This is a genomic window from Pseudoflavonifractor sp. HNCC25GI2 (genome assembly GCF_058136395.1).
Genome location: NZ_JBYUOW010000004.1, coordinates 132,768 through 155,022, shown reverse-complemented (window position 1 = coordinate 155,022; position 22,255 = coordinate 132,768). Strand labels below are relative to the sequence as shown.

The following is a 22,255-nucleotide window of genomic DNA, read 5'->3' as shown; positions in this document are numbered from 1 at the left end:
ATCAGCACTGCCCTCCCCCGCACAGACAGTTCAGACACATCATGGTGGTACAGCAGTCCAGCGCGTCCACAGTACCTGCGTTGCCGTAGGGCCGGTAGCCGCCTGCCCGCTGCTGCATCATGGCGTAGGCCTGGCGGTACTCCATGTTATTGGGCTCCATCTGCACGGCACGCATATAGTTCTGGGAGGCCTCATCCAGCCATCCCTTGCGGTAGGCGATGCTTCCGCTGAGGAAGTACCACTCTCCGTCCCGGTTGGGCACCTCGTTCAACAGGCGCTCTGCCGTGCCCAGATCCCCGGCATTGATCATGCTCCGCACACGGGCGTAGGTGGGATTGGAAGACGCGGAGGAATACCCTCCCTGCTGGCCGGAATAGCCGCCGGAGTAACCGCCTGAATAGCCGGAAGACCCCTGATAGCCGCCGCCACCGCCGGCACGCTGTTTGGTGATCGCCTCGTAGGCCTCGTTGATCTCCTTCATCTTCTCCTCCGCCAGGTCGGCCAGAGGATTGTTCTGGTAGTTGTCCGGATGGTACTTACGGGCCAGCTCACGGTACGCCTTTTTGATCTCCTCATCGCTGGCATTCTGGCTTACGCCAAGGACGCTGTATGGGTCTCTCATTCTCGGTTACTCCATATCTTTTGTTTTTTAATTTGAGCCCAGCTGCCGTCAAAGACGGCCCGCTGCACCAGCGGAAGGCCCAGGTATACGATATTTTCCAGTAGGGGTGTCCGGCACCCAAATTCCCCCAGCTGAAAGGCGGCGCCTATCAGCTCCAGGGAGTGGTCCAGGGTCTGCTTGAGAGACGGGTCATCCCCCTCCGGTCCGTAGCGCAGCGCAATGGGATTATAACGCTCCGCCAGCCGGTCCTCCGCCAGGTCATCTCTGGCATCAACAAGGTAAATCCACCGTCCCAGGTGGTAGAGAAGCTGTCTCAAAACCCGTCCCTGCTCGCCCTCCTCCGGTGCTGCCGCCTGGAGAATGCGGGCAAAGGTGTCCGCCGTGCGGTCGATGGAGGGACAGCCCTCCCGCTCTAAGGCGGCAAGCTCCTCCAGACAGGTCCGGGTTGTCCGGTCAAAGTCCGGACGCTGACGGGCCGCCTTGCAATAGGCGGGGTACAGAATCACTTCCAGCAGCCGTGCCGGGATTCCCCGCCACAGACTCTCATCCGCCACCGAGTCCTTCACCTTCCACCAAGTCAAAAGGATGGTGGCATCCGCCGCCAGTTCCAATGCGGGACTGTCGGGGCACATGGGCTTCTTCACCAGCGGGTTGGCGTGGCACCGCCCCCGGCAGGGGGTAAAGGAGGGCTCCGCCTCCCACAGCAGCAGCGCCAGAAAGGTGAAATCGAAGTTGAGCAGCATAGGGGCCACCAGACCGTACCGCCGTCGCAGGCACCGGCACAGTCCGCAGTAGGTGGCCCGATACAGGTCGAAGTCCCGGCACTTCAGCTCCGGGCGCAGGGGCCTCACATAGCCAAACATGGAAACTCCCTCAGCGCAGGAACTTTAAGATGGAAAACTCAGGTGCCTTGCTCCGGACCATGGCACGATTCATCAGAATTGCGGGCAGACATCCTACCGCCAGTCCCACCAGCGCCGTGAGGAGGGCCGTCCCCTCCCCCAGTCCCAGCAGGGACTGTCCCAGGGCATAGCCCGCACCCAGTCCCACACAGGGAACCACAAAGGCTACCACAGAGATGCCGATGTTGTGTCGGGAAGTGGGTTCCACCTCCACGTGGTCCCCCGGCTGAGCTCCGATGGAGTTGCTGGCCAGGGCCAGAATCTCCTCCTTGGGCTTCTGGCTGCACCCAGCACAGGCTCCGTCGCAGTGCAGCCCACACTCCATCTGCCGGAGCAGGGATACCTCCGCCACACCGGGCTGGACAATTCGTTTGACAATTGCGTTTTGAACCATGATTTCTGCTGCCTCCCAGCAAACTATCTGCTTACATTGACCACAATGCTGTATTCGCCCACTACGCCCACGCCTTCTGCGTCCACATACACCTTCACCGGCACCGGATAGGTACCCACCGAGGCGATGTCCGACAGGTCCGCTACAATACGGATTTGGCTGGCGTCCAGCGCATCCACAGCCTCCTGCTTTCCCCGCACGGTGACGGTCTTAACCTGCGTGGCGAAGGTCACGGTATAGCCGCTGGGAATATCCGAGGAGGGTGAAATGTTGTCCACGTCAATATTCCGGGTGGCAAGTCCCTCCACGGTCACCGTCACCACGGCGGACGTAATGCCGCTGACGTTCTCCAGGCTGGGATCCAGCGCCACCTCCTTGGTAATGCTGGTGGTACCCATCACCTTGGACAAATCCACACTGCCCAGGGAGATCTCGGTCAGATTCTCCAGATCTTCCTCCGCTCCGGACACCGTAATCGTCTTGGGCTCAATCTTAATCTTTACATCATCCTCGGTAGCACCGCCGCCGGGAATCACATTGACTGTCAACGGAATTTCCTTCACGACTACGATGGGCAGTACCACGTACACCGACTCGGTGTCCAGCGTGACCTCCAGATCCGTCAGCACGTTACCGTCTCCATCCAGCAGAGTCAGAGGCAGATCGCCGGCAAAGCGCTCGTCCAGCTCCTCCTCTTCCAGAACGGCTACGACCTTGGCAACCTGACTTACCTGATCCACCGATCCGCTGACGGTTACCGTCTCCGGACTGAGCACTGCTGTTCCGGCCTGGTAGCCCTTGGCCACCGAGCCCTTCAGCTGGAACTCCACATCAAAGGTCTGGGTATACAGCTTATCCACCGTTACCGTGATGACACTGGGATCCCGCTCCAACACGGCGACGTTGTTGTTGTTCTCAACATTGACGCTCTCCGGCCAGCTGATGTCATAGGAGAGCTTATTTTCCCCCTCCACGCAGCGGGAGACGTCCACCGTCACGGTAATCTCCGCGCGGTTTCGGATCAGGGCCTCCCGGATGCTGGCGGGCGCTTCAATATAGAGATCCACGGTGTCCTGAGACAGTTCGGATACAGTGAGACCCTGGCGGGTCAGCACACTGCCGTTGACGATTTCTACCTCCACGTCCCGGAACCAAGTGGGCTGCGACGGGTCCAGCTCGGCCCGCACATAATACCAGAACACAAAGGCAAGAAGAATGGACAGCAGAATATAGGCCCACCGGCTTTCACGAAGACGATTTATCATGACCGGTCGCCCTCCTTTCTGCTCCAGCCTAAAATCTGGTTCAGCAGGGGGATCTGAGTGCCTTTTTTCTCCTCCTGTTTGTCATCGTTGAGCAATTCGTTGCGCAGAAGGCGCTCCAGCGTCTCCGGCGCCAGATGGCGCTTGAGCATGCCGCCCACAGCCGCGGAGATGGATCCGGTCTCCTCCGAGACAATCACCACCACAGCGTCGGAGTGCTCACTCATGCCGATACCGGCCCGGTGACGCATTCCCAAATCCCGGCTGAGATTCACGTTGCCCGACAGGGGCAGCATACAGCCCGCCCCCACAATCCGGCCGTCGCGGACGATGACCGCGCCGTCGTGAAGGGGCGCCTTATTCCAGAAGATATTTTTCAAAAGCTCACTGGACACTGCGCAGTCCAGGGCGGTACCCGTCTTAATCACATCATCCAGCAGGTTCTGCCGCTCAAATACCATCAGCGCCCCTACCTTGTCCCGGGACATGTCCGTATAAGCGGCCGTGGTCTGGGCAATGGCAAATTCCAAATCCATAGGGGACGATTTATTAGACGAGAAAACCAGCCCCAACCGGCTGCTGCCCACCCGCTCCAAAAAGCGGCGGATCTCCGGCTGGAACAGAACCACAAGGACCACGACGCCCCATTCCACCAGCTTTCCCAGCAGGAAGCTGGTGGCAATCAGCTCCATCTGGGAAAAGAGCGCCATGGCAAAGAGCAGAATCAGAATTCCCCACAGGACCCGGCCGGAACTGGTTTTCCGCAGGATCCACAGGATTTTATAAATAACAAAGGAAAGAATGGCAATATCCAGCAGGTCGGACAGCCTCAGACTTAACGGCAGCGACATTTGTAAAAAGGTCTGAACCGCTTCCAGCAAGAAGACCACTCCTTTCTCCAGGCATCCGGGAAAATCCCTGGACACAATTTTCCTATTTTGTTATTATACGATATTCCTGCTTGGATGGCAACACGAAAGGGCTTCTTCCTTATGAAAATTTCATGAATTTTTCGCGGGAATTTTGTATTGGACGGCAGAAATTCCTGCTTCTATCCCAAGCAGAAAAGGCGCCGGAAGCCATAGCCGCTTGCTCAAAAAACGGCTGTGCGTTCCAGCGCCCGTTCAAAAAATAGCCTTTGTATTTTTCCTGTTTTCCGGCCGCATTTGGGCCGTCAGGCACTCGTTTCCACGGCCCGAAAGCGGCTTTTTTCAGGCCAACAGGCGGCCCACAACCGAGGCAGCCTGCTGAATTTCCCGCTCCGTGTTGAATGCGGATACGCTGGCCCGAAGGGTGCCTATCTCCAGCGTCCCCGCCGTCTGATGGGCCAGCGGAGCACAGTGCAGCCCGGCCCGGAGGGCAATCCCCCGGTCTCCCAGCCGTTCGCCCAGCTCCTCGCAGTCCACTCCGGCGGCCCGGAAGGACAGCACTCCGCTCTGGGCCTCCGGGTCCGGTGCCAGCCAGACCTCCAGCCCCGGCAGCTTTTTCAGCTGCGTACCAAGCTGCCGGATAAGGCGGCGTTCCCGGGCGGCAATGGACGGGGTGCCCACCCTGCGTACATACCGCAGCCCTTCCAGCAGTCCGGCCAGCCCAGCAATGTTATGGGTGCCGGCCTCCAGGTGGTCGGGCAGGAATTCCGGCATGGTCTGGCGGATGGATTCGCTGCCTGTTCCGCCTTGCACCAGGGCCTCTCCTGGCTGTCCGCACAGCAGAAGCCCCGTTCCCTGGGGGCCGTAGAGCCCTTTGTGCCCGGGCATGGCCACAAACGCCGCGCCCAGCGCTTGAAAGTCCACCGGGAGACAGCCGGCAGACTGGGAGGCGTCCACGATGAGCGGTACCTTCCGCTCCCGGCACAGCGCCGCGATGTCCAGGATGGGCAGCACATAGCCAAACACGTTGGACACATGGGTGCAGACCACCACATCTATGCGTCCTTCGTTCAGGATGGCCTGAAAACGCCGGAGCATCTCTCCGGGCTGAAACAGCGGCCCGTCCGCCACCTGGATCTCCACGTCCGGAATGGTATGGAGCGGCCGGGTGACGGCGTTGTGCTCATAACCGGAAATCAGCACCCGCATGCCCGGCTTCACCAGGGAATAGATGGCGAGATTTAGTCCGTGGGTGGCATTGAAGGTAAACACCACCTGCTCCGGCGACGGCACATGAAAGAGCGCGGCCGCCTCCTCCCGGCAGGCGTAGGCCGTCCGGGCAGCCAGCATGGCGGGGCGGTGTCCTCCCCGGCCAGGGCTGGCCATGCGGTTAACTGCCCGGGCCACCGCCTGGGCCACGGCAGGAGGCTTCTGCAGGGTGGTGGCGGCGCTGTCCAGGTAGATCACAGCTCCACCTCCTGGTAGCTTCCATCCCCCGCAGTAATGAAGATACGCTTTGGCTGCAGCTGGACCCGCTCCAGGACCCGCAGGGCATCGGGCAGATTTCGCTGCGAAATTTTTACACTGTGGCTGCACCCTTCCCCGGCAATGCTCTTGGGCGAGCGCAGGATGCGGGTGGTAATGCCCGCCCGCTCCAGCGCCGCGGCGGTCCGCTGGGCATAGGTCAGGGAGCGGCATACAATCAGATAATAGAGCATAATACGTTCCTTTCCCCCATGACAGACTGGCCCCGGCAGGCAAAATGCCGGCAGCCAGACCGGGGATTCTCTCCCTGATGTATTGTATGCCGCCGCCCTCCCTTCCGCTCCCCTTGCGCCTCAGCCGCCAGCCGATCTATAATGGTCTTACCTGGACAACCGTGAATGGAGGCAGAACTATGGAGCGCAGTCAGCTGCTGGATTGGGCCGTGGAGCTGCAAAGCCTGGCTCAGGCCGGACTGTTTTACGGCAAGGACGTTTATGACATTGAACGCTTTACCCGCATCCGGGAAATCGCGGCGGAAATGGTCAGCCAGATCTCCGATGTATCTCTGGAAAAGGTGGAGGAGCTCTTCTGCTGCGAGACTGGCTATCAGACCCCCAAGCTGGACACCCGGGCGGCCATTTTCCAGGGGGACAAAATCCTCCTGGTGCAGGAAAACAACGGCCTCTGGGCCCTGCCCGGCGGCTGGGCGGATGTGAACCTCTCGGTGGGAGAAAACGCCGTCAAAGAGGTTCGGGAGGAGGCCGGGCTGGAGGTGACCATTGACCGGGTCATCGCTCTCCAGGATCGGAACAAACACAACCTGCCGCCCTACGCCTACGGAATCTGTAAGGTCTTTTTCCTTTGCACTGTTTTGGGCGGTTCCTTTGTTTCCAACATCGAGACCACGGCCAGCGGCTATTTCCCCCTGGATAGTCTTCCGCCCCTGTGCCGGGACAAGTGTACGGAGGAACAGATCCGCCTGTGCTTCCATGCCAAGGACGACCCCAACTGGAAGACGTTGGTGGAGTAACTTCAAAAAGAAAAAGGGCTCCGGTGCATCACCACCGGAGCCCTCCTCTATTCTGCTCGTTTTATACGTCGCCGCGCTGCTCCAGAAGGCACAGCGCATGGGCGGCAATCCCTTCTCCTGCGCCGGTGAAGCCCAGGCCCTCCTCCGTGGTGGCCTTCACATTCACCCGCTCCGGCTCCACGCCCATACGGACCGCCAGATTGTCCCGCATCTGAGGGATATAGGCGGCCAGCTTGGGCCGCTGGGCCAGAATGGTGGCATCCACATTCCCCACCTTCCAGCCGTTCTCCCGCAGCAGCACCATCACATGATCCAACAGCTTCAGGCTGTCCGCTCCGCTGTAAGAGGGATCGCTGTCCGGGAAATGCCGGCCGATATCCCCCAGGGCAGCCGCCCCCAGCAGGGCGTCCATCACCGCATGGGTCAGCACATCGGCGTCGGAGTGGCCCAGCAGGCCTTTCTCATAGGGCACCGTCACGCCGCCCAGGATCAGCGGCCGCTCCGGCACCAGTTTATGTACGTCGTATCCGTGTCCAATCCGCATCACAACACACCTCCTGCCCGATGCTCCAGGATGGCTTCTCCCAGCAGCAAATCAAAGGGCGTGGTAATTTTAATATTCTCCCGGCTGCCCCGGGTGAGCGAAACCTTCATACCCAGCCGCTCCACCGCCGCACAGTCGTCGGTGAGCACCTCGCCGTCCTCCAGCGCCTTCTGAATGGCGGCCCGGATGAGGTCGGCCTGAAAGATCTGGGGCGTCTGGATGGCCCGCAGGTCTGCGCGGTCCACCGTTTCCACCGCCAGGTCCCCCTCCGCCCGCTTGATGGTATCGGTAATAGGAATGGCCGGAGCCGCCGCTCCTGTCTCCCCGGCCCGTGCAATGGTCTCCAACACGAGCTCTCCCGTCACCAGAGGCCGTGCCCCGTCGTGAATAGCAATGAGCTCCGCGTCGGGCCGCACTTCTCTCAGCCCGGCCCGAACGGAATGAATCCGTTCCGCGCCTCCCACAATCACCTTGGTCACCTTGTCCATGCCGTAGTCCCGGCACAGACGGCTGATCTCCACCAGCAGATCCTCCCGGGTGACCACCACAATCTCCTCCACTCTGGGGCAGTCCTGAAACACCCCCAGGGTGTGGACCAGCACAGGCAGTTCGCCCAGCGGCGTCAGGATTTTATCAATTCCCTCCATCCGCCGGGCCGAGCCCGCAGCCACCACAACCACAGAGCAGATTGGGTTCCGCTCCCGCCGGTTTCTCTGCCAGCGCGACAACAGTCCTTCCATCTTCCATCCTCCCTGTAAAAAAAGAGCCTGCCGGCTCTTTTTTATCTCGCCAAATCGGCCTCAGGCCAAAGCGGTATCCAGCGCCTGCTCGGCGCCCTCATAGCTGATGCTCTTGGACAGCACCAGCTCGGAAATCAGAATCTGACGGGCGGAATGGAGCATTTTCCGCTCCCCGGTGGACAGGCCACGGCTTGTCTCCCGCTGGGTGAGCCCCTTGACCACCCAGGCCACCTCCAGCAGGTCGCCGCTTTTCAGCCGCTCCAGATTCTCCCGGTAGCGGTGGTTCCAGTTGGATGTCATCTCCACCTGAATGTTGGGTATGGAGGCCAGGATCCGATCCGCCTGCTCGCAGTCGATGACCGGGCGAACTCCGATCTCCTCGCTGTTCTCTGTGGGGATCATCACGACCATGGACCGTTCGGGGAGCTTCATGATGTAATAGTCCCGAACCACTCCGCCAACCTTTCGCTGCACTACACTCTCCAAAATGCCGGCCCCGTACATCGGGTGGACTACCTTATCACCAATCTGAAATGACATCCCCAACCTCCCGTCCCTCAACCATCCTTTTCCTACCAGTATTCTAGTCTTAATTATAGCAATCTAAACGCTTTGTTGCAAGCAAAAAGGCCAATTCTTACCAGAATTCTATAAAAATTTAAAAAAACTCCTCTTTTTTAAGGGATTCCCCTCCTCCACCCGGCTTTCGTCCTGTCTCCCCTTCTCTGCACAAAGAAAAGACAGACCCGCTGTGCCTTACTGCACAGACAAGTCTGTCTTTTCCGCTGCCGGTGGAGCCGGCACTGCATTCGAGAGGAGAGGTGTGTTGGTTCTATATATGAAAACCGCTGCAGCGGCTGCTTGTGGTCTGCCGCCCCGGGGCGCTGCCACAGGGCGGCAGTGAGGCGCATATCGGCGCCAGGCGATCGGCTTCCTGATACGAGGATTCTCACATCAGTCCACCGTTGGACCGGCTCTTCGCGGGCAAACCGGCCCCGGCAGCCTGTTGGCTTGCCAAACAAGAGGGAAAACATTGGATCCTTGTTCCACACACAGGATAGCACAGTTCATTGCCGAATATTTCAAAAAACAGCGAATAAACCGTGAACAGTTTGTGAATGGTTTCTATCTTTTTTACATATCATGCCCTTCCCGTTTCATCCGCATCTCCAGCGGATCCGCCATGGGGTCCTGGGCGTTGGTCTCAGGATCCGTCCGGTTCTGCCCGGCGATGGGGGATGAGCCCTTCAGGCTCCGGCCTTTTCGGCTTTTAGGCTGCTTCTCCTGCTTCATGGAAAGCACCTCCTTGTTGAGATATGCTCAGAATGTCCGGAATGGGAGCCGGATATACGCCTCTTTTGACCCTGCGGGGAAGGTCGTCCCCTCCCGGACACTCTTCCGCCTTGGAACGCTCACGTGACCAAACATACAACTGCCATTTCAGGGGGCATTTTCCACAAACGAAGCGCCCCGGGCTTGGAACAAGTTCCAAGCCCGGGGCGCTGACGCTTTTAACGTTCTTATGCCGCACCCAGTTCGATCCACAGTTCATTATAAAGCTGTCGGATCTCCTGAGGCAGAACCAGATAGGACTCGCACCGGTCCAGCACCTCCTGAGGGGCGGCCATAATCTCATACAGCTCCTGGTCAAGAGGCTCGCCGTACTGCTCTTCATACCAATCAGGGTATTCCTCCAGAGCCTCCTCGTTGGGAGAGGCGTACCAGATATAGTCCATGTTCCGCAGGTTGGCATCGGTGGAGGCAATGAAGTTAATCCACTCGTGGGCCTCGTCCACATTCTTGGCGTTTTTCAGGATACACATAGCGTCCACAAACCAGTTGGAGCCCTCCTCCGGGATCACATAGGCCAGGTCAGGATTGTTCTCGTGCATGGACAGGAAGTCGCCGGCATAATAGGTGCCGATGGCGGCGTTTCCGCCCTCCATAATCTGGAAAATTCCGTCCATGGTCTTGCCCTGATAGACCCCCTTGGACCAGGCGTCTGCCACCAGGGCTGCGGCCTCCCGGATCTCATTTTCATCCGTGGTGTTGACCGAGTAGCCCAGATAGCGCAGTGCCATACCAAAGGCGTCCCGGGAGTTATCGATCAGGATAACGTTGCCGGCAGCGGTGTCATCGAACATGGCACTCCAGCTGGTGATGGGCTCGTCCACCATAGTCATGTTGTAGATGATGCCCAGAGTACCCCAGGTATAGGGAACGGTATACTGGTTTTCCGGATCGTAGGACAAGTTTTTGAACCGGTCAGCGATCTTGTCAAAGTTGGGAATCTTGGAGTAGTCCAGCGGCTGGAGCCACCCCTCCTCAATGAGCTGGGAGATCATATAGTCGGAAGGGACAATGACATCGGGAGAAATGGCTCCCTGCTGAAGCTGGGAGTAGAGCTCCTCATTGCTGGGGACGGTACGGTAATTAACCGTAATACCGGTCTGAGCCTCAAACTCATCAATCAGGGACTCGTCAATATACTCGCCCCAGCTGTAAACGGTGACCTGCCGGTTTGCGGCAGGCTTGCCGCTTCCTCCGGAGCCGGCGGCATTGCCGTTGCCGTCGTTCTCGTCCACCCGCTCAATGGTGCAGGCGGAGACGGACAGTGCCAGCGCAAGAGCCAAGATGAGAGCAGTGATTTTTTTCAAGAGAACATTCCTCCAGTTTTATGGGGTCAGGTGTGGGCTCGGGTGCCCGCGCTGTGCGGCATGGTTCCGTACTTTCGCCGGGCTTCCGTTTTGGCCTGTCTCGCCTCCCGGAGGTTGACCGCCACCAGCAGAAGCAGCACCACTACAAACAGAAGGGTGGATACGGCGTTGATCTCCGGAGTGACCTTCTTCCGCGCCATGGAGTAGATCTCCATGGCCAGGGTGGACACCGAGGATCCAGCTGTAAAATAGGAGATGACGAAATCGTCCACACTCATGGTAAAGGCAATGAGGGCGCCGGAAACAATGCCCGACTTGATCTCAGGCAAAATCACCTTGAAGAAGGCCCCCATCCAGGTGCAGCCCAGATCACGGGCCGCATCCACCAGGTTGTGGTCCATCTGCCGCAGTTTGGGGCCCACGGACAGAATCACATAGGGGATATTAAACGTAATGTGGGCAATGAGCATGGTGCCGAACCCCAGGGAGAGCTCCGGAAAGGTAATGCGGTACTTGGTACCGAAGAAATTGATAATCACCCGGTAGTTGACGGCAAATTCGTTCCACAGGCCAAATACCGCCACAAACAGCATGCACAGGGATACTCCGGTGACAATATCCGCATTCATCATGGGGATATTGTTCACATTCATCAGCATGGTCCGGGTACGCCGGCGCATGGAGTAGAAGCCAACAGCGGCGAAGGTGCCCGCAGCGGTGGCGATAGCGGTCGCCAAGACAGACACCAGCAGAGTGGTGTAGACGCTCTGGATGATGGCCCGGTCGTGGAAGAGCTGCTCATACCAGCGCAGGGAGAAGCCCTGCCACACCACGTTGCTGTTGCCGGCGTTGAAGGAAAATACGATCATCAGCAGGATCGGGGCATACAGGAACAGGAAAATCAGCCCCATGAAGATCCGGCTGCCCAAACGGCGTTCTTTTTTCATAGGACCACCGCCTGTTCCTCGCCCTCACCGAAGCGATTCATAATCCACATGCAAATAATGACAATCACCATCATCACCAGCGCAATGGCACTGCCCAGATGGGGACTGTAAGCCCCGCCCAGGAACTGCAGCTCAATGAGATTGCCCAGCAGCATGTGCGTGCCTCCTCCCAACAGCTGAGAGATGGCAAAGGTGGATACGGAGGGAACAAACACCATCGTTACGCCGGACAGAATACCCGGCAGAGACAGGGGGAAGATCACACGGCGGAACACACCGGTGGAGTCGGCCCCCAGATCCCGTGCGGCCTCCAGCAGGGAGTGGTCCAACTTGATGATGACGGAATAGATGGGCAGGACCATAAAGGGCAGGTAGTTATACACCATGCCCAGCACCACCGCGCCCTGGGTGCGGATCATACGGAAATAGGCCATGTCGGTCCCCAGAATGTGGTTGACCAAGTCAATCAACCCCACGCTCTGGAAGAACTGATTGAGCAGGCCATTGTTCTCCAGGATGGCCATCCAGGCGTAAGTGCGCAGCAGGAAGTTCACCCACATGGGAAGCATGATGAGCACGGTGGCGGTACGCTGAAAGCCGGGCCCCTCCTTTGCCATGGCATACGCCAGAGGGTAGCCAATCAGCAGACAGATCACCGTGGCAATCAGGGCCAGCTGAAACGAACGGCTGAAAATGGGCAGATAGATACCCATGCCGGTAAAGTTGCTCCAGGTGAAATCCCCCACCTCTGCCGCAGTCACACCCGCAGAGGTAAAGGCGTAGATCACCACCACAACAATCGGGGCGACCACAAAAAGAGCCATCCACAACACATAGGGGGCGGCCAGCAGAGAACGGCTATTTTTCATCTCCGTCCTCCTGCCCGTCCAGCTCCTCGGGCTCGTAGTCGGCGTCGCTGATCTCCTCGTACTCCTCGGAGTAGGAGGAGTAGTCGCCGAACAGGCCGGAATACTGGCTCTTCTTCATGACGTGGATGCCATCGGGATCAATCTTAATGCCGATGCTGGAGCCTACCGGGGACAGGTCGGTGGTCTGGATGAGCCACTTAAAGCCGTAGAAGTCCACGATGATGTCGTACTGCATCCCCTTGAAGGTAACGTTGGTGACGGTGCCCTTCAGCTGCCCCTCGTTCTCGGGAACGATGTCCACGTCCTCCGGGCGGATGACCACGTCCACCGGCTCGTCCTTCTCAAAGCCGCTGTCCAGACAGGCAAAGCGGCGGTTGAAGATCTCCACTACGCCGTCGGCGCGCATAATGCCGTCCAGAATGTTGGACTCGCCGATGAAGTCGGCCACAAAGGCATTCTTGGGCTCGTTGTAGATGTCCTCCGGGGTGCCGATCTGCTGGATCTTGCCCCCGTCCATCACCACCACGGTGTCGGACATGGCCAGAGCCTCCTCCTGGTCGTGGGTGACGTAGATAAAGGTGATCTCCATGGCCTTCTGGATGCGCTTGAGCTCGTTCTGCATGTCCTTGCGCAGCTTCAGGTCCAGAGCGCCCAGAGGCTCGTCCAGCAGCAGCACCTTGGGCTTGTTCACCAGGGCCCGGGCGATGGCCACCCGCTGCTGCTGGCCGCCGGACAGCTGGGTGACATGGCGCTTTTCAAAGCCACGGAGGTTCACCACCTCCAGCATCTCCATCACCCGCTGGTCAATCTCCTTCTCGCTGAGCTTCACCTTCCGCCGGGAAATGACCTTTCCCTTCTCGTCCCGCTGCTCCTCCACCTTGGGAACCCGCAGGCCGAAGGCGATGTTCTCATAGACATTCAAGTGCGGAAACAGGGCGTATTTCTGGAACACGGTGTTGATGGCCCGTTTATGGGGCGGGACAGAATTTATCCTCACACCGTCGAACAATACATCTCCCGAGGTGGGCGTCTGAAAACCACCGATAATCCGAAGGGTGGTCGTCTTGCCGCACCCACTGGGTCCGAGCAGCGTGAGGAACTCCTTGTCCCTGATATACAAATTAATCTTGTCCAGGATCACCTCGTCGTCAAACTTCATGGTGCAGTCAGACAGGCGGATCAGCTCTTTGGACATATGGCTCCCCCCTAACAATCTTGTGTGTAAATGACACTGTCAGCTCCCTCGATTTATTCGCCCGGTTCGGCGCTCCTCAGTGGGACATCCGGGGGGCCGGGCTTTCACGGATAGCGAGATACACTATATCTGTTTACCCCTTAATTGTCAATCATTTTCCTGAAATTTTCCCTGTTTTTTACACGCCTCTGCAGCCTTCTTCCGGCACGAAAATGGGCCCTCCGGCAAAATGCTGCCGAAGGGCCCATTACCACCTTATTTTACGCCGCCGCAGTCCCCTGCGTTCCGCTTTTCAGACTCAGGGTACGACTGCTTCCCATGCCCTCGTCATCCAGCACCACCAGGGAGTGATATAGCTCTTCCATCCAGGTAATCTGCTGGGCATCATAGACCGTGCGCGTCACCGTACCGTCCGTGCAGTGCTCCTCCACCACAAGCCACTGGGTGTCCTTTGCCAAGGTGACCGTGGTTTCATCTTCCAGAATATCGGCCGGAAGCACCGTCTCCTCAATCACCTGGTCGGAGGCATCAAACTGCTTGACCCGTACCTCCTGAAGGCGGCTGACTGTCTCAAAACGCACCTCGGCAGACATGGTGACCGAATTTGTTTCTCCATTTATAGTTTCCGTACTGGTCTGTTCGCCTTTGATGGTCATGCCCCCCGCGCCGCCATAGCTGTTGCCGCCGCCGTCCAGATAGACGGTGCCGTCCGGCATCTGATAGACATCGTAGGCGGTCCAGATATATTCCGACCCACTTTCCGTCCATTCTGTCTTCCCCAGGGGAAGTCCGTAGTAGATGGTGCCACTGACGGAGTTTTTGGTATCTCCCACATTGGTCTTTGCGTCCATGAGCTGGTTGCCCGACAGAACAACGCTGCCGTCTTCCTGCTCCACCTGGGCCAGGAATGCGCAATACCCTTCCAGGCCTGGGAAAGTAAATCCCTTCCCGTCCTGATACTGTCCAATCAGAATTTCCCGGGGAATACGGACGCTGCCCAGGCCGCTCACATTCAAATTCTGACTTCCGTACTCCACCCAGTCTGTCCGATCCTGATAGATCACCTCTCCCTCTCCCGGGAAGTACTCCCAGGACAGGAAATAGCCTATCCACGTATCATTTTCCGGCCCCTGATATTCCGGTTGGGCCAGCTTGCCCCCGGCTGCATCCACCACACCTGCCAGCACCAGCAGGGCGGCCAGGGTCACCAGGATTGTCCGCTTATACTTCTTCATCGCCGTCCTCCAATCTCCCGTCGAAGCGGAGGATGTCCCCCACATCGCAGTCCAGGTAATAGCAGATTTTATTGATGGTATGAAAGCGCACACCGCTGGCCTTCCCGGAGCGCAGAATGGACAGGTTGGCCTCGGTGATGCCCACCTTGGTGCACAGCTCCTTGGCAGTCATCCCCCGCTCTTTCAGCACGTCACTGAGATGTACCTCAATCGCCATGGCTCCGCCCCCTCAGATGATGGAATCGCTGTCCTCCTGCAGTGCCCGGCCCTTCTCCATCAGTCGGCACAGCAGGAACAGCGCCCCGGCCAGAATCAGGGGAAAGAGGGGAATGTAGGCGGAGACGTTGGTGCTCTTCATCACACCCATCAGACAGAGCTGGAGCAGGTTGGTGAACACGGAAATGAGCACCGTAGCCTGCACCACAACCCGGCACCCCAGGGCCGTCCGTCCGCACAGCTCCACCGCCGCCTCGCCGAACAGCTCCTCCTCCATGGTCCGGGCCAGCTCCGCTCCCCACAGGAGGGTGAATGCCCCCATAATATAGGGCGTGAGCTCCAGCAGGACCAACACCAGCAGCACGGCGCTGGTAAAGAAGGCCCCCTCCCGGTCTCCGGTGTTGCCCTGGAAGATCTCTTGACTCCGGGTCATGAAGGCCGCCAGCTGACCTGCGGCCGCGCCGAAGGCCAGCAGTATGGCTCCGCCCACCAGCAGCGGCTGAAGCGCCCCCAGAAGCCGTTGCTGGGAACAGTCCTCCATCCCCCGCAGCAGCTTCAGCACCAGCCAGGCAACCAGCAGGGAGAGAAGGCATCCGCCCGCCGCCAGAGGGAATATCACTTCCATGGGCTTGGAGAGCAGGGTGGGATTGACGGCATAAAAGAGAGCGGCAAAGAGGACGGGCACCATCAGCCCCGCCAGCCAGTCCTCCGTCCCCCGGCTCTCCTCCCACCGGCCGCACCACAAAACCAGCAGCACCGGCAGAGCACACACCAAAAAGGTCACAAACCAGGCCGCCAGGTTCCCCCAGAAGCCGGACAGGGACAGCGCCCGCAGCCCGGAACCAATCCATCTGGCCGGGGCAGAAAGGGCGTCTGCCGCTTCCGTACTGCCCAGCATCCCGCTCAGCACCGCCAGAGCGGCCCCCAGCAGGGCGGCTCCAGCCACTAAGAACAGATTTCTTCGGTTCATGGCGCACCTCCAATTATTGTTTTGCGATAATTTCTAATTCAGATATAACACAAGAATTATCGTTTGTCAATAATTTCTTAGCGAGAAAAAGCGGGGCCTGCGGCCCCGCTTGGTTCAGACGTTCTTCTCTTGTTCCCGGTCCGTCTCTTTCCACTGATAACGGGGGAAATACTCCGCCACAAAGTCCACGTCCTCCACCTGGAAGGTGCGGCCGTTGAGGTGCTCCAGCGGCCCGGCGTCGGTGGTAAAGCGGAACTCCAGCTTGTAGGAGTAGAGAGCCTGGCCGTGACGGCCGTACTTCCGGTTCTCCCGCTCGCTGCCGTACTTCCCGTCCCCCAGCAGCGGGTGGCCCGCCGCGGCGAACTGGGCACGGATCTGGTGGGTCCGGCCGGTGATGAGGTCACACTCCACCAGGGAGAGCCCGTGCTCCACCGCCAGCGTCTTATATAAGGTAATGGCGGTCTTGGCCCCGGGCTGAGGACGGCTCTTGACGTAGACCTGTTTTTTCACCTCGTCCTTGAAGAGGTAGCCCTCCAGCTTGCCCTCTCTGGGCTCCATCCGGCCCTGGACCACACACAGGTAGTACTTGCTCAGCTCCCGGTCCTTGATCTTCTGGTTCATCACCCGCAGACCCTCGGCGGTCTTGGCGGCAATGACAATACCGCCGGTGTTCCGGTCAATGCGGTTGCAGAGAGCAGGGGCAAAGGAGTTCTCCCAGTAGGGGGACCACTCCTTCTTCTGGTAGAGGTAGGCCTGAATGTGGGTGAGAAGGGTGTTCACCCGCTCGTTCTCATCCGGGTGGACCACCAGCCCCGGCCGTTTGTCCAGCAGCATAATGTGCTCGTCCTCATAGAGGATATTCAGCTTGGGCTGATACAGGGACAAGAAGGCATTTTCCGGGGTAGGTCTTTCAAAAAACTCGTCGTTGATGTATAATTGCAGCACGTCCCCCACATTCAGCCGCACGTCCCGTTTGGACCCTTTTCCGTTTACCTTCACCCGCTTGAGGCGGATGTACTTCTGGGCCAGGGGCGCGGGCAGCAGGGGCAGCGTCTTGGCCAGCCAACGGTCCAGCCGCTGTCCGGCGTCGTTTTTCCCGATGACAAACTCCTTCATGGACCGGTACGACTCCTTTTGTACAACATGTGGGATTCTCTCAAGATTGGACCACAAAAAAATAGTTTTGTCAATCACAAAAAAAGGTTTGACAAGTTGAGCCATTTTCTTTATAATACTCTCCGTACCATTATGCGAGTAGAAGGTCAAGCACCTGGGAGGAACGTCATGCGTCTGGATTTACGTGAGATTATCTATACGCCCGACGCGCAAAAAACGTTCCAATTCCAGTTGGACCTGTCTGACCTGGATTTCTATGGATACAAGCCCATTACCCACCCCGTTCTGGTACAGGGCAGCGTGACCAACCACGCGGGCGCTCTGGTGCTGGAGGGGACCATGGAAACCCAGCTGGATCTGGTCTGCGACCGCTGCGGGAAAGCCTTTTCCCGGGAAAAGGTGGTCAAGCTGGACAGCTTGGTGGCTCAGGAGCTGGAGGATGAGGAAAACGACGACATCCTTCTGCTGGAAGGCACCGAACTGGATTTGGACCAGGCGGCTTCTGAGGCCTTTGTCCTCGCGATGGATACCAAAAACCTTTGCTCAGACGACTGCAAAGGGCTGTGCGCCAAGTGCGGAGCCAACCTGAACCTTGGCCCCTGCGGGTGCAAACCTGAAGTAGATCCAAGATTGGCGGCCCTTGCGCAGCTGCTGGATAATGATGCTGAGTGAGTAGTCGAAGTGCCTCGATTGGCACGAAAACCGAAGGAGGTGTCAAACATGGCGGTTCCTAAGAGAAAAGTGTCCAAGGCCCGGCGCGATAAGCGGCGCAGCTCCGTTTGGAAGCTGGAGACTCCCGGTATCGTGACCTGCCCCAAGTGCGGGGCTTACCGGCTGCCCCACCGGATGTGCAAAAATTGTCTGACCTACAACGGCCACACCTTTGGCCAGGTCGAGGCTCAGCAGTAAGCACAAAGACAACGTAGTGAAAAGGCCTCTGCGTCCAATGGACGCAGAGGCCTTTTTCCATGCTAGGGCGTTCCCATCTGCAGCTGTTTATAAAAATCCAACGTACGGAACCCCCGCTCCAACTGGGTGTGGAGGTAAGCCTCTGTCAAATCCCCCAGCTGCCGCAGGCCCTCCCCCTCCGCCTGGAAGGAAAAGAGCCGCTTGGGGTCCCCGTAGGCAATGTGCTCCATAGCCTGGAGGGCCTGGTTGTTGATGGGCATGGAGATCCCCTCCCCCACCTGGTCCCGGCAGCGGGCGCAGTGGAGCACCCCCTCCCGCAGGTGGAACCGGGGCTCCTCCGGCTGCTCTGCGCCGCACACGGCGCAGCCCTCCAGCAGCGGCTCGTACCCCGCCAGACACATAGCCTTCAGCTCGAAGGCCGCCTTCACCAGGGCCAGAGGCTTATGGAGCTTGTCCAGGGCATGAAGGCTGTTGAGAATCAGCGAGAGCAGCTGTGGATTGGGCTCCCCCTCCACCGCCAGAAGCTCGATGACCTCAGCGAAGTAGCAGGCCAGGGCCAGCTTATCCAGGTCGTCCCGCACTCCTTGGAACAGCCGTTCCGGCGCAGCCTCCTTCACCGTCCACCGGCCCTGGTAGTCATAGAGCACCAACTCCCCCCAGCTCAGCAGCTGGCACCCCGCCGCCAGCGGGCTGCCCTTCTTCCGGCAGCCCCGGGCAGAGGCGGTAAGCTTGCCCTGGTCCTGGGTCAGCAGGGTCAAAATTTTATCCGATTCCTTATAGTCCACGCCCCGCAGAACCAGCGCCTTGGTGGCAACATGCATATAAATCCCTCGACTATGTAGCGAAGCCTGGGCTTCGCTCTTAAATTTCCCGGGCGGACAGCGGCCCGGCCCGAAAGGCGGTTCGCGCCTCCGGCAGGAGGGTCTGCGCCTCCCGCTCCTTCTCCACACCCCGGATAGCCAGGTAGGCCTGGGGCAGTCCGGTGGCAAAAAACAGCGCCCACAATCTCTCCTCATCCACGGTTCGCTTGCCCTCCTGTTTTTCTTTCTGTCGGTTAGGCTGGCAAGTTTTCCGTATCCTATGAGCGGTAAATTTCGGCGGCTGTTTACCAGGCGGCCACGGTTCCATCACACCTGGGCTCTGTTCCGCCCACAAGAAGACCGTTTTCCGTACGCCAGATGATTTCGCCCCGGCCCATGGAAATGTTTGTATTTACAATTTCCACCTCGTGACCCATTTCCGCCAATTTCTTTCCGATGTGGGCGGGCACCTCCCGCTCCAGCTGGATGTGCCGCCCGCCAATCCACTGCATCCGGGGGGCATCCAGGGCTTCCTGGGGATTCATGTGGTAGTCCACTGTGTTCACCACCACCTGCACGTGGCCCTGGGGCTGCATAAAGGCGCCCATGACTCCGAAGGGGCCCACCGCCTCCCCGTCCTTCATAAGGAAGCCGGGAATGATGGTGTGGTAGGACTTCTTGCCTCCCGCCAGACAGTTGTCGCTGTTCTCGTCCAGAGAGAAGTTGGCCCCCCGGTTCTGCAGGGAAATGCCGGTGCCGGGGATGGCCACGCCCGCCCCGAAGGTGGTGTAGTTGCTCTGGATAAAGGACACCATGTTGCCGAAGGGGTCGGCGGTACATAAGTAGATGGTGCCGCCGCAGGAGGGGTCTCCCGCCTCCGGCAGCAGGGCCCGGTCCCCGATGAGGGCCCGGCGGCGGTGGGCATATTCCTCAAAGAGCAGGTCCTCCACCCTGGTCCTCATGTACCGGGGATCGGCCACATAGGTCTTGGTGTCGGCAAAGGCCAGCTTGATACATTCCAGAATTTTATGATAGGTATCGGCACAGTCCCGCTCCTCCGACAGGGGAAGGCCCTTCAGAAGATTCAGAGCCATAAGCACGGTGATGCCGTGGCCGTTGGGGGGAATCTCACAGACGGTATAGCCCTTGTAGTCGGCGGTGATGGGCTCTACCCACTCCGGGTAGTAGCTTCTAAAATCCTCCTCCGAGAAGTAGCCCCCGGTCTCCCGGCTGAAGGCTACTATCTTCTCCATGATTGGGCCCCGGTAGTAGCTCTCACAGCCCGTGGCGGCCAGCTCCTCCAGAGTCTGGGCATACTCCTCCCAGCGGAAGATGTCCCCCGCCTTGTAGGGGCTACCGTCCTCCTTCATAAAGGTCTTCCACCAGTAGGCGTGAGGCGCCGGGTCGGATTCCATGGCCTTGGCAATGCGCCGGGAGTCCTGCTCCCACTGGGGCTCCACATTCACCGCCACTGGACAGCCCTCCCGGGCGTAAGACACAGCGGGGGCAAAAAGCTCCTCCAGGGACTTGGTCCCGAAGCGGCGGTTCAGCTCCGCCCACCCCGCCGGAGCGCCCGGAACCATGGTGGGCAGCCAGCCGGCCTCAGGCATCTCCGCAAAGCCTTTTTCCTTCACAAGCTTTGCTGACAGAGCCATAGGAGCCTTCCCGCTGGCATTCAGACCGTAAAGCTTTTTCTCTTTCTCCACCCACACCAGGGCGAAGCAGTCTGAGCCCAGGCCGTTGCCCGTAGGCTCCATCAGCGGCATGGCGGCAGCCATGGCAACCGCGGCATCCATGGCGTTGCCACCCGCCTTCATCACATCCAGGCCGATCTGAGCGCCCAGGGGCACGGAGGTGCAGGCCATGGCATGGCGGCCGTAGACCACATTCCGCCGGGAGGGATAGGCATACTTCTGGGGATCAAACTGAGGCAAAGCAATCAACTCCTTTTGTCGTTGGGTCCATTATACTAAAATCTCTCTTTCTTGACCACCCCGCCATCCAGTTTCTTTTTCCCTTGCGAGGATAGTTTTTGCGCCGCCGGACAAACTATCCTCCAGATTGAAGAAAGCGGAGCGATATGCGATATGAACACAAAAAAACTGGGCGGCCAGACGGCGGCTCTGGCCAATCCCCCCTTCCTCATCAGCCGGGCCTGCGTGGTGGGTCAGAAGGAGGGCCAGGGGCCGCTGGCAAGCTATTTTGATTCCATTGCCGAGGATGACGCCTTTGGACAGTCCTCCTGGGAGAAAGCGGAGAGCACCATGCAGAAGCAGGCTCTCTCCCTGGCTTTGGAGAAGGCGGGACTGGCGGCCTCCAATCTGGACTGGCTGTTTGCCGGCGACCTTCTGAACCAGTGCATCGGCTCCTCCTACGCCGCCCGGGAACAGGACCTCCCCTTCTTCGGCCTGTACGGGGCCTGCTCCACCATGGGAGAAGGGCTGGCTCTGGCCTCCATGACGTTGGACGGCGGCTTTGGGGAGCGGGCGGCGGTGGTGGTGTCCTCCCACTTCTGCTCCGCCGAGCGGCAGTACCGCACTCCCCTGGAGTACGGCAGCCAGCGCACACCCACCGCTCAGTGGACGGTGACCGGCTCCGGGGCAATTGTGCTGGCCCGGGAAGGGACAGGCCCCCGGATTACCCATGTCACCCCCGGTAAAATCGTGGACAAGGGCATCAAGGACACCAACAACATGGGGGCCGCCATGGCTCCGGCCGCCGCCCAGACCATCGCCGCCCACCTGCGGGACACTGGACGGAGCCCGGATTTCTATGACAAAATTATCACCGGCGACCTGGGGGTCCTGGGCAGCACCCTGCTGCTGCGGCTGCTGGAGGAGGAGAGCATCTCCCTGAACAATCATCTGGACTGCGGCGCGCTCATTTTTGATCTGGAACAGCAGGACGTCCACTGCGGCGGGTCGGGCTGCGGGTGCTGCGCCTCAGTGCTGGCGGGCTACCTGCTGCGGCAGCTGGAGGAAGGGACCTGGAAGCACATCCTCTTCTGCCCCACCGGAGCTCTCCACTCCCCCACCTCCTCCTTCCAGGGGGAATCCATCCCCGGCATCTGCCACGCCATCGCCATTTCCGCGGGCTAAGCCCGCTCGTTCCTTTGGGAGGTTCTTATGGAATACTTCAATGCCTTTCTATGCGGCGGCATTCTGTGCGTCATCGGCCAGCTGCTCATTGACAAGACCAAGCTCACCCCCGCTCGGATCCTGGTCTGCTACGTCACCGCTGGGGTAATCCTCAGCGGTCTGGGGGTATATCAGTACCTGGTGGACTGGGGCGGCTGCGGCGCCACCGTTCCCCTCACCGGCTTTGGGCACCTGCTGGCCAAGGGCGTTCGGAAAGCAGTGGCGGAGAATGGCTTGTTGGGCGCCCTCACTGGAGGGGCCACCGCCGCGGCGGGAGGAATTACCGCTGCCATCTTTTTCGGTTTTCTGGTGGCGCTGGTCTGTAAGCCCAAACCGAAACCATAAACGAGAAGGGA

Annotated in this window: 28 protein-coding genes; 5 read left to right on the top strand and 23 right to left on the bottom strand. The window is 59.2% G+C overall.

The genetic code is table 11. The features are described 5' to 3' along the window. Nucleotide 1: 1 nt before the first annotated feature. From AC3YUO_RS07365 to AC3YUO_RS07330, 8 genes are all read right to left on the bottom strand, one after another. A complete protein-coding gene (locus tag AC3YUO_RS07365; protein ID WP_489962384.1) occupies nt 2-622 on the bottom strand; it encodes a J domain-containing protein in 621 nt (206 codons plus the stop codon). After that, entirely contained in the window at nt 619-1,485 is an 867-nt protein-coding gene (locus AC3YUO_RS07360) for a DUF5685 family protein (protein WP_489962383.1), read from the bottom strand. The genes AC3YUO_RS07365 and AC3YUO_RS07360 overlap by 4 nt, the downstream gene beginning before the upstream one ends. A 10-nt stretch (nt 1,486-1,495) precedes the next feature. Beyond that, nucleotides 1,496-1,918, bottom strand: a complete 423-nt coding sequence (locus tag AC3YUO_RS07355; RefSeq protein ID WP_489962382.1) for a SoxR reducing system RseC family protein — start codon at nt 1,916-1,918, stop codon at nt 1,496-1,498. A gap of 23 nt (nt 1,919-1,941) precedes the next feature. Further along, nucleotides 1,942-3,183: a CdaR family protein gene (locus AC3YUO_RS07350; RefSeq protein ID WP_489962381.1), complete on the bottom strand. Its 1,242-nt coding sequence runs from the start codon at nt 3,181-3,183 to the stop codon at nt 1,942-1,944. Then, nucleotides 3,180-4,070 (bottom strand): diadenylate cyclase CdaA, encoded by an 891-nt coding sequence (gene cdaA, locus AC3YUO_RS07345; RefSeq protein ID WP_489962380.1) that lies wholly within the window; start codon nt 4,068-4,070, stop codon nt 3,180-3,182. Before cdaA ends, AC3YUO_RS07350 begins: the two co-directional genes overlap by 4 nt. Nucleotides 4,071-4,170: 100 nt before the next feature. After that, a complete protein-coding gene (locus AC3YUO_RS07340; RefSeq protein ID WP_489962379.1) occupies nt 4,171-4,362 on the bottom strand; it encodes a hypothetical protein in 192 nt (63 codons plus the stop codon). Nucleotides 4,363-4,391: 29 nt separating this feature from the next. Continuing rightward, nucleotides 4,392-5,516: an aminotransferase class V-fold PLP-dependent enzyme gene (locus AC3YUO_RS07335; protein ID WP_489962378.1), complete on the bottom strand. Its 1,125-nt coding sequence runs from the start codon at nt 5,514-5,516 to the stop codon at nt 4,392-4,394. Next, nucleotides 5,513-5,767 carry a putative Se/S carrier protein gene (locus AC3YUO_RS07330; RefSeq protein ID WP_489962377.1) on the bottom strand — a complete coding sequence of 85 codons (255 nt, stop codon included), beginning with the start codon at nt 5,765-5,767 and terminating at the stop codon, nt 5,513-5,515. Before AC3YUO_RS07330 ends, AC3YUO_RS07335 begins: the two co-directional genes overlap by 4 nt. 179 nt (nt 5,768-5,946) lie before the next feature. Between AC3YUO_RS07330 and AC3YUO_RS07325 the strand changes: the two genes are divergently transcribed. Then, nucleotides 5,947-6,564: an NUDIX hydrolase N-terminal domain-containing protein gene (locus AC3YUO_RS07325; protein WP_489962376.1), complete on the top strand. Its 618-nt coding sequence runs from the start codon at nt 5,947-5,949 to the stop codon at nt 6,562-6,564. A gap of 61 nt (nt 6,565-6,625) precedes the next feature. Here the strand turns inward: AC3YUO_RS07325 and ispF are convergent, their stop codons facing one another. The 12 genes from ispF to AC3YUO_RS07265 form a co-directional block, all read right to left on the bottom strand. After that, nucleotides 6,626-7,108, bottom strand: a complete 483-nt coding sequence (gene ispF / locus AC3YUO_RS07320) for a 2-C-methyl-D-erythritol 2,4-cyclodiphosphate synthase (protein WP_489962534.1) — start codon at nt 7,106-7,108, stop codon at nt 6,626-6,628. Then, on the bottom strand, nt 7,108-7,848 hold the full coding sequence (gene ispD, locus AC3YUO_RS07315) for a 2-C-methyl-D-erythritol 4-phosphate cytidylyltransferase (RefSeq protein WP_489962375.1): 741 nt from the start codon (nt 7,846-7,848) through the stop codon (nt 7,108-7,110). The genes ispF and ispD overlap by 1 nt, the downstream gene beginning before the upstream one ends. Nucleotides 7,849-7,908: 60 nt before the next feature. Further along, nucleotides 7,909-8,388: a CarD family transcriptional regulator gene (locus AC3YUO_RS07310; RefSeq protein WP_489962374.1), complete on the bottom strand. Its 480-nt coding sequence runs from the start codon at nt 8,386-8,388 to the stop codon at nt 7,909-7,911. 594 nt (nt 8,389-8,982) lie between these two features. Further along, nucleotides 8,983-9,141, bottom strand: a complete 159-nt coding sequence (locus tag AC3YUO_RS07305) for a hypothetical protein (RefSeq protein ID WP_489962373.1) — start codon at nt 9,139-9,141, stop codon at nt 8,983-8,985. A 227-nt stretch (nt 9,142-9,368) separates the two neighbouring features. Next, on the bottom strand, nt 9,369-10,505 hold the full coding sequence (locus AC3YUO_RS07300) for an ABC transporter substrate-binding protein (RefSeq protein WP_489962372.1): 1,137 nt from the start codon (nt 10,503-10,505) through the stop codon (nt 9,369-9,371). A gap of 26 nt (nt 10,506-10,531) precedes the next feature. Next, a complete protein-coding gene (locus AC3YUO_RS07295) occupies nt 10,532-11,452 on the bottom strand; it encodes an ABC transporter permease (protein ID WP_489962371.1) in 921 nt (306 codons plus the stop codon). After that, nucleotides 11,449-12,321 carry an ABC transporter permease gene (locus AC3YUO_RS07290; protein WP_489962370.1) on the bottom strand — a complete coding sequence of 291 codons (873 nt, stop codon included), beginning with the start codon at nt 12,319-12,321 and terminating at the stop codon, nt 11,449-11,451. Before AC3YUO_RS07290 ends, AC3YUO_RS07295 begins: the two co-directional genes overlap by 4 nt. Continuing rightward, the gene (locus tag AC3YUO_RS07285; RefSeq protein ID WP_489962369.1) at nt 12,311-13,516 is read right to left on the bottom strand and encodes an ABC transporter ATP-binding protein; all 1,206 of its coding nucleotides are present in this window, start codon (nt 13,514-13,516) and stop codon (nt 12,311-12,313) included. The genes AC3YUO_RS07290 and AC3YUO_RS07285 overlap by 11 nt, the downstream gene beginning before the upstream one ends. A gap of 260 nt (nt 13,517-13,776) precedes the next feature. Next, nucleotides 13,777-14,751 (bottom strand): hypothetical protein, encoded by a 975-nt coding sequence (locus tag AC3YUO_RS07280; RefSeq protein WP_489962368.1) that lies wholly within the window; start codon nt 14,749-14,751, stop codon nt 13,777-13,779. Then, nucleotides 14,738-14,968 (bottom strand): helix-turn-helix domain-containing protein, encoded by a 231-nt coding sequence (locus tag AC3YUO_RS07275; RefSeq protein WP_489962367.1) that lies wholly within the window; start codon nt 14,966-14,968, stop codon nt 14,738-14,740. The genes AC3YUO_RS07280 and AC3YUO_RS07275 overlap by 14 nt, the downstream gene beginning before the upstream one ends. Before the next feature lie 12 nt (nt 14,969-14,980). Continuing rightward, a complete protein-coding gene (locus tag AC3YUO_RS07270) occupies nt 14,981-15,937 on the bottom strand; it encodes a hypothetical protein (RefSeq protein ID WP_489962366.1) in 957 nt (318 codons plus the stop codon). Nucleotides 15,938-16,051: 114 nt separating this feature from the next. Continuing rightward, complete coding sequence (locus AC3YUO_RS07265; RefSeq protein ID WP_489962365.1) at nt 16,052-17,053, bottom strand: RluA family pseudouridine synthase; 1,002 nt, start codon at nt 17,051-17,053, stop codon at nt 16,052-16,054. 168 nt (nt 17,054-17,221) lie between these two features. Between AC3YUO_RS07265 and AC3YUO_RS07260 the strand changes: the two genes are divergently transcribed. Together AC3YUO_RS07260 and rpmF are read left to right on the top strand one after the other, a co-directional pair. Next, the gene (locus AC3YUO_RS07260) at nt 17,222-17,725 is read left to right on the top strand and encodes a YceD family protein (RefSeq protein WP_489962364.1); all 504 of its coding nucleotides are present in this window, start codon (nt 17,222-17,224) and stop codon (nt 17,723-17,725) included. Nucleotides 17,726-17,773: 48 nt separating this feature from the next. Next, nucleotides 17,774-17,962: a 50S ribosomal protein L32 gene (gene rpmF, locus AC3YUO_RS07255; RefSeq protein ID WP_118641420.1), complete on the top strand. Its 189-nt coding sequence runs from the start codon at nt 17,774-17,776 to the stop codon at nt 17,960-17,962. Nucleotides 17,963-18,024: 62 nt separating this feature from the next. Here the strand turns inward: rpmF and recO are convergent, their stop codons facing one another. The 3 genes from recO to AC3YUO_RS07240 all read right to left on the bottom strand — a co-directional run bounded on the left by recO (nt 18,025) and on the right by AC3YUO_RS07240 (nt 20,696). Then, nucleotides 18,025-18,783, bottom strand: coding sequence for a DNA repair protein RecO (gene recO, locus AC3YUO_RS07250; RefSeq protein WP_489962363.1), 759 nt, complete (start codon nt 18,781-18,783; stop codon nt 18,025-18,027). Between the two features lie 40 nt (nt 18,784-18,823). Then, complete coding sequence (locus tag AC3YUO_RS07245) at nt 18,824-18,982, bottom strand: hypothetical protein (RefSeq protein WP_489962362.1); 159 nt, start codon at nt 18,980-18,982, stop codon at nt 18,824-18,826. An 85-nt stretch (nt 18,983-19,067) separates the two neighbouring features. After that, complete coding sequence (locus AC3YUO_RS07240) at nt 19,068-20,696, bottom strand: gamma-glutamyltransferase family protein (RefSeq protein ID WP_489962361.1); 1,629 nt, start codon at nt 20,694-20,696, stop codon at nt 19,068-19,070. A gap of 153 nt (nt 20,697-20,849) precedes the next feature. Here AC3YUO_RS07240 and spoVAD point away from each other — a divergent pair, with 153 nt between their 5' ends. Then, a complete protein-coding gene (gene spoVAD / locus AC3YUO_RS07235) occupies nt 20,850-21,860 on the top strand; it encodes a stage V sporulation protein AD (RefSeq protein WP_489962360.1) in 1,011 nt (336 codons plus the stop codon). A 27-nt stretch (nt 21,861-21,887) separates the two neighbouring features. Next, the gene (spoVAE, locus tag AC3YUO_RS07230; protein WP_489962359.1) at nt 21,888-22,244 is read left to right on the top strand and encodes a stage V sporulation protein AE; all 357 of its coding nucleotides are present in this window, start codon (nt 21,888-21,890) and stop codon (nt 22,242-22,244) included. The last annotated feature ends 11 nt before the right edge of the window (nt 22,245-22,255 follow it).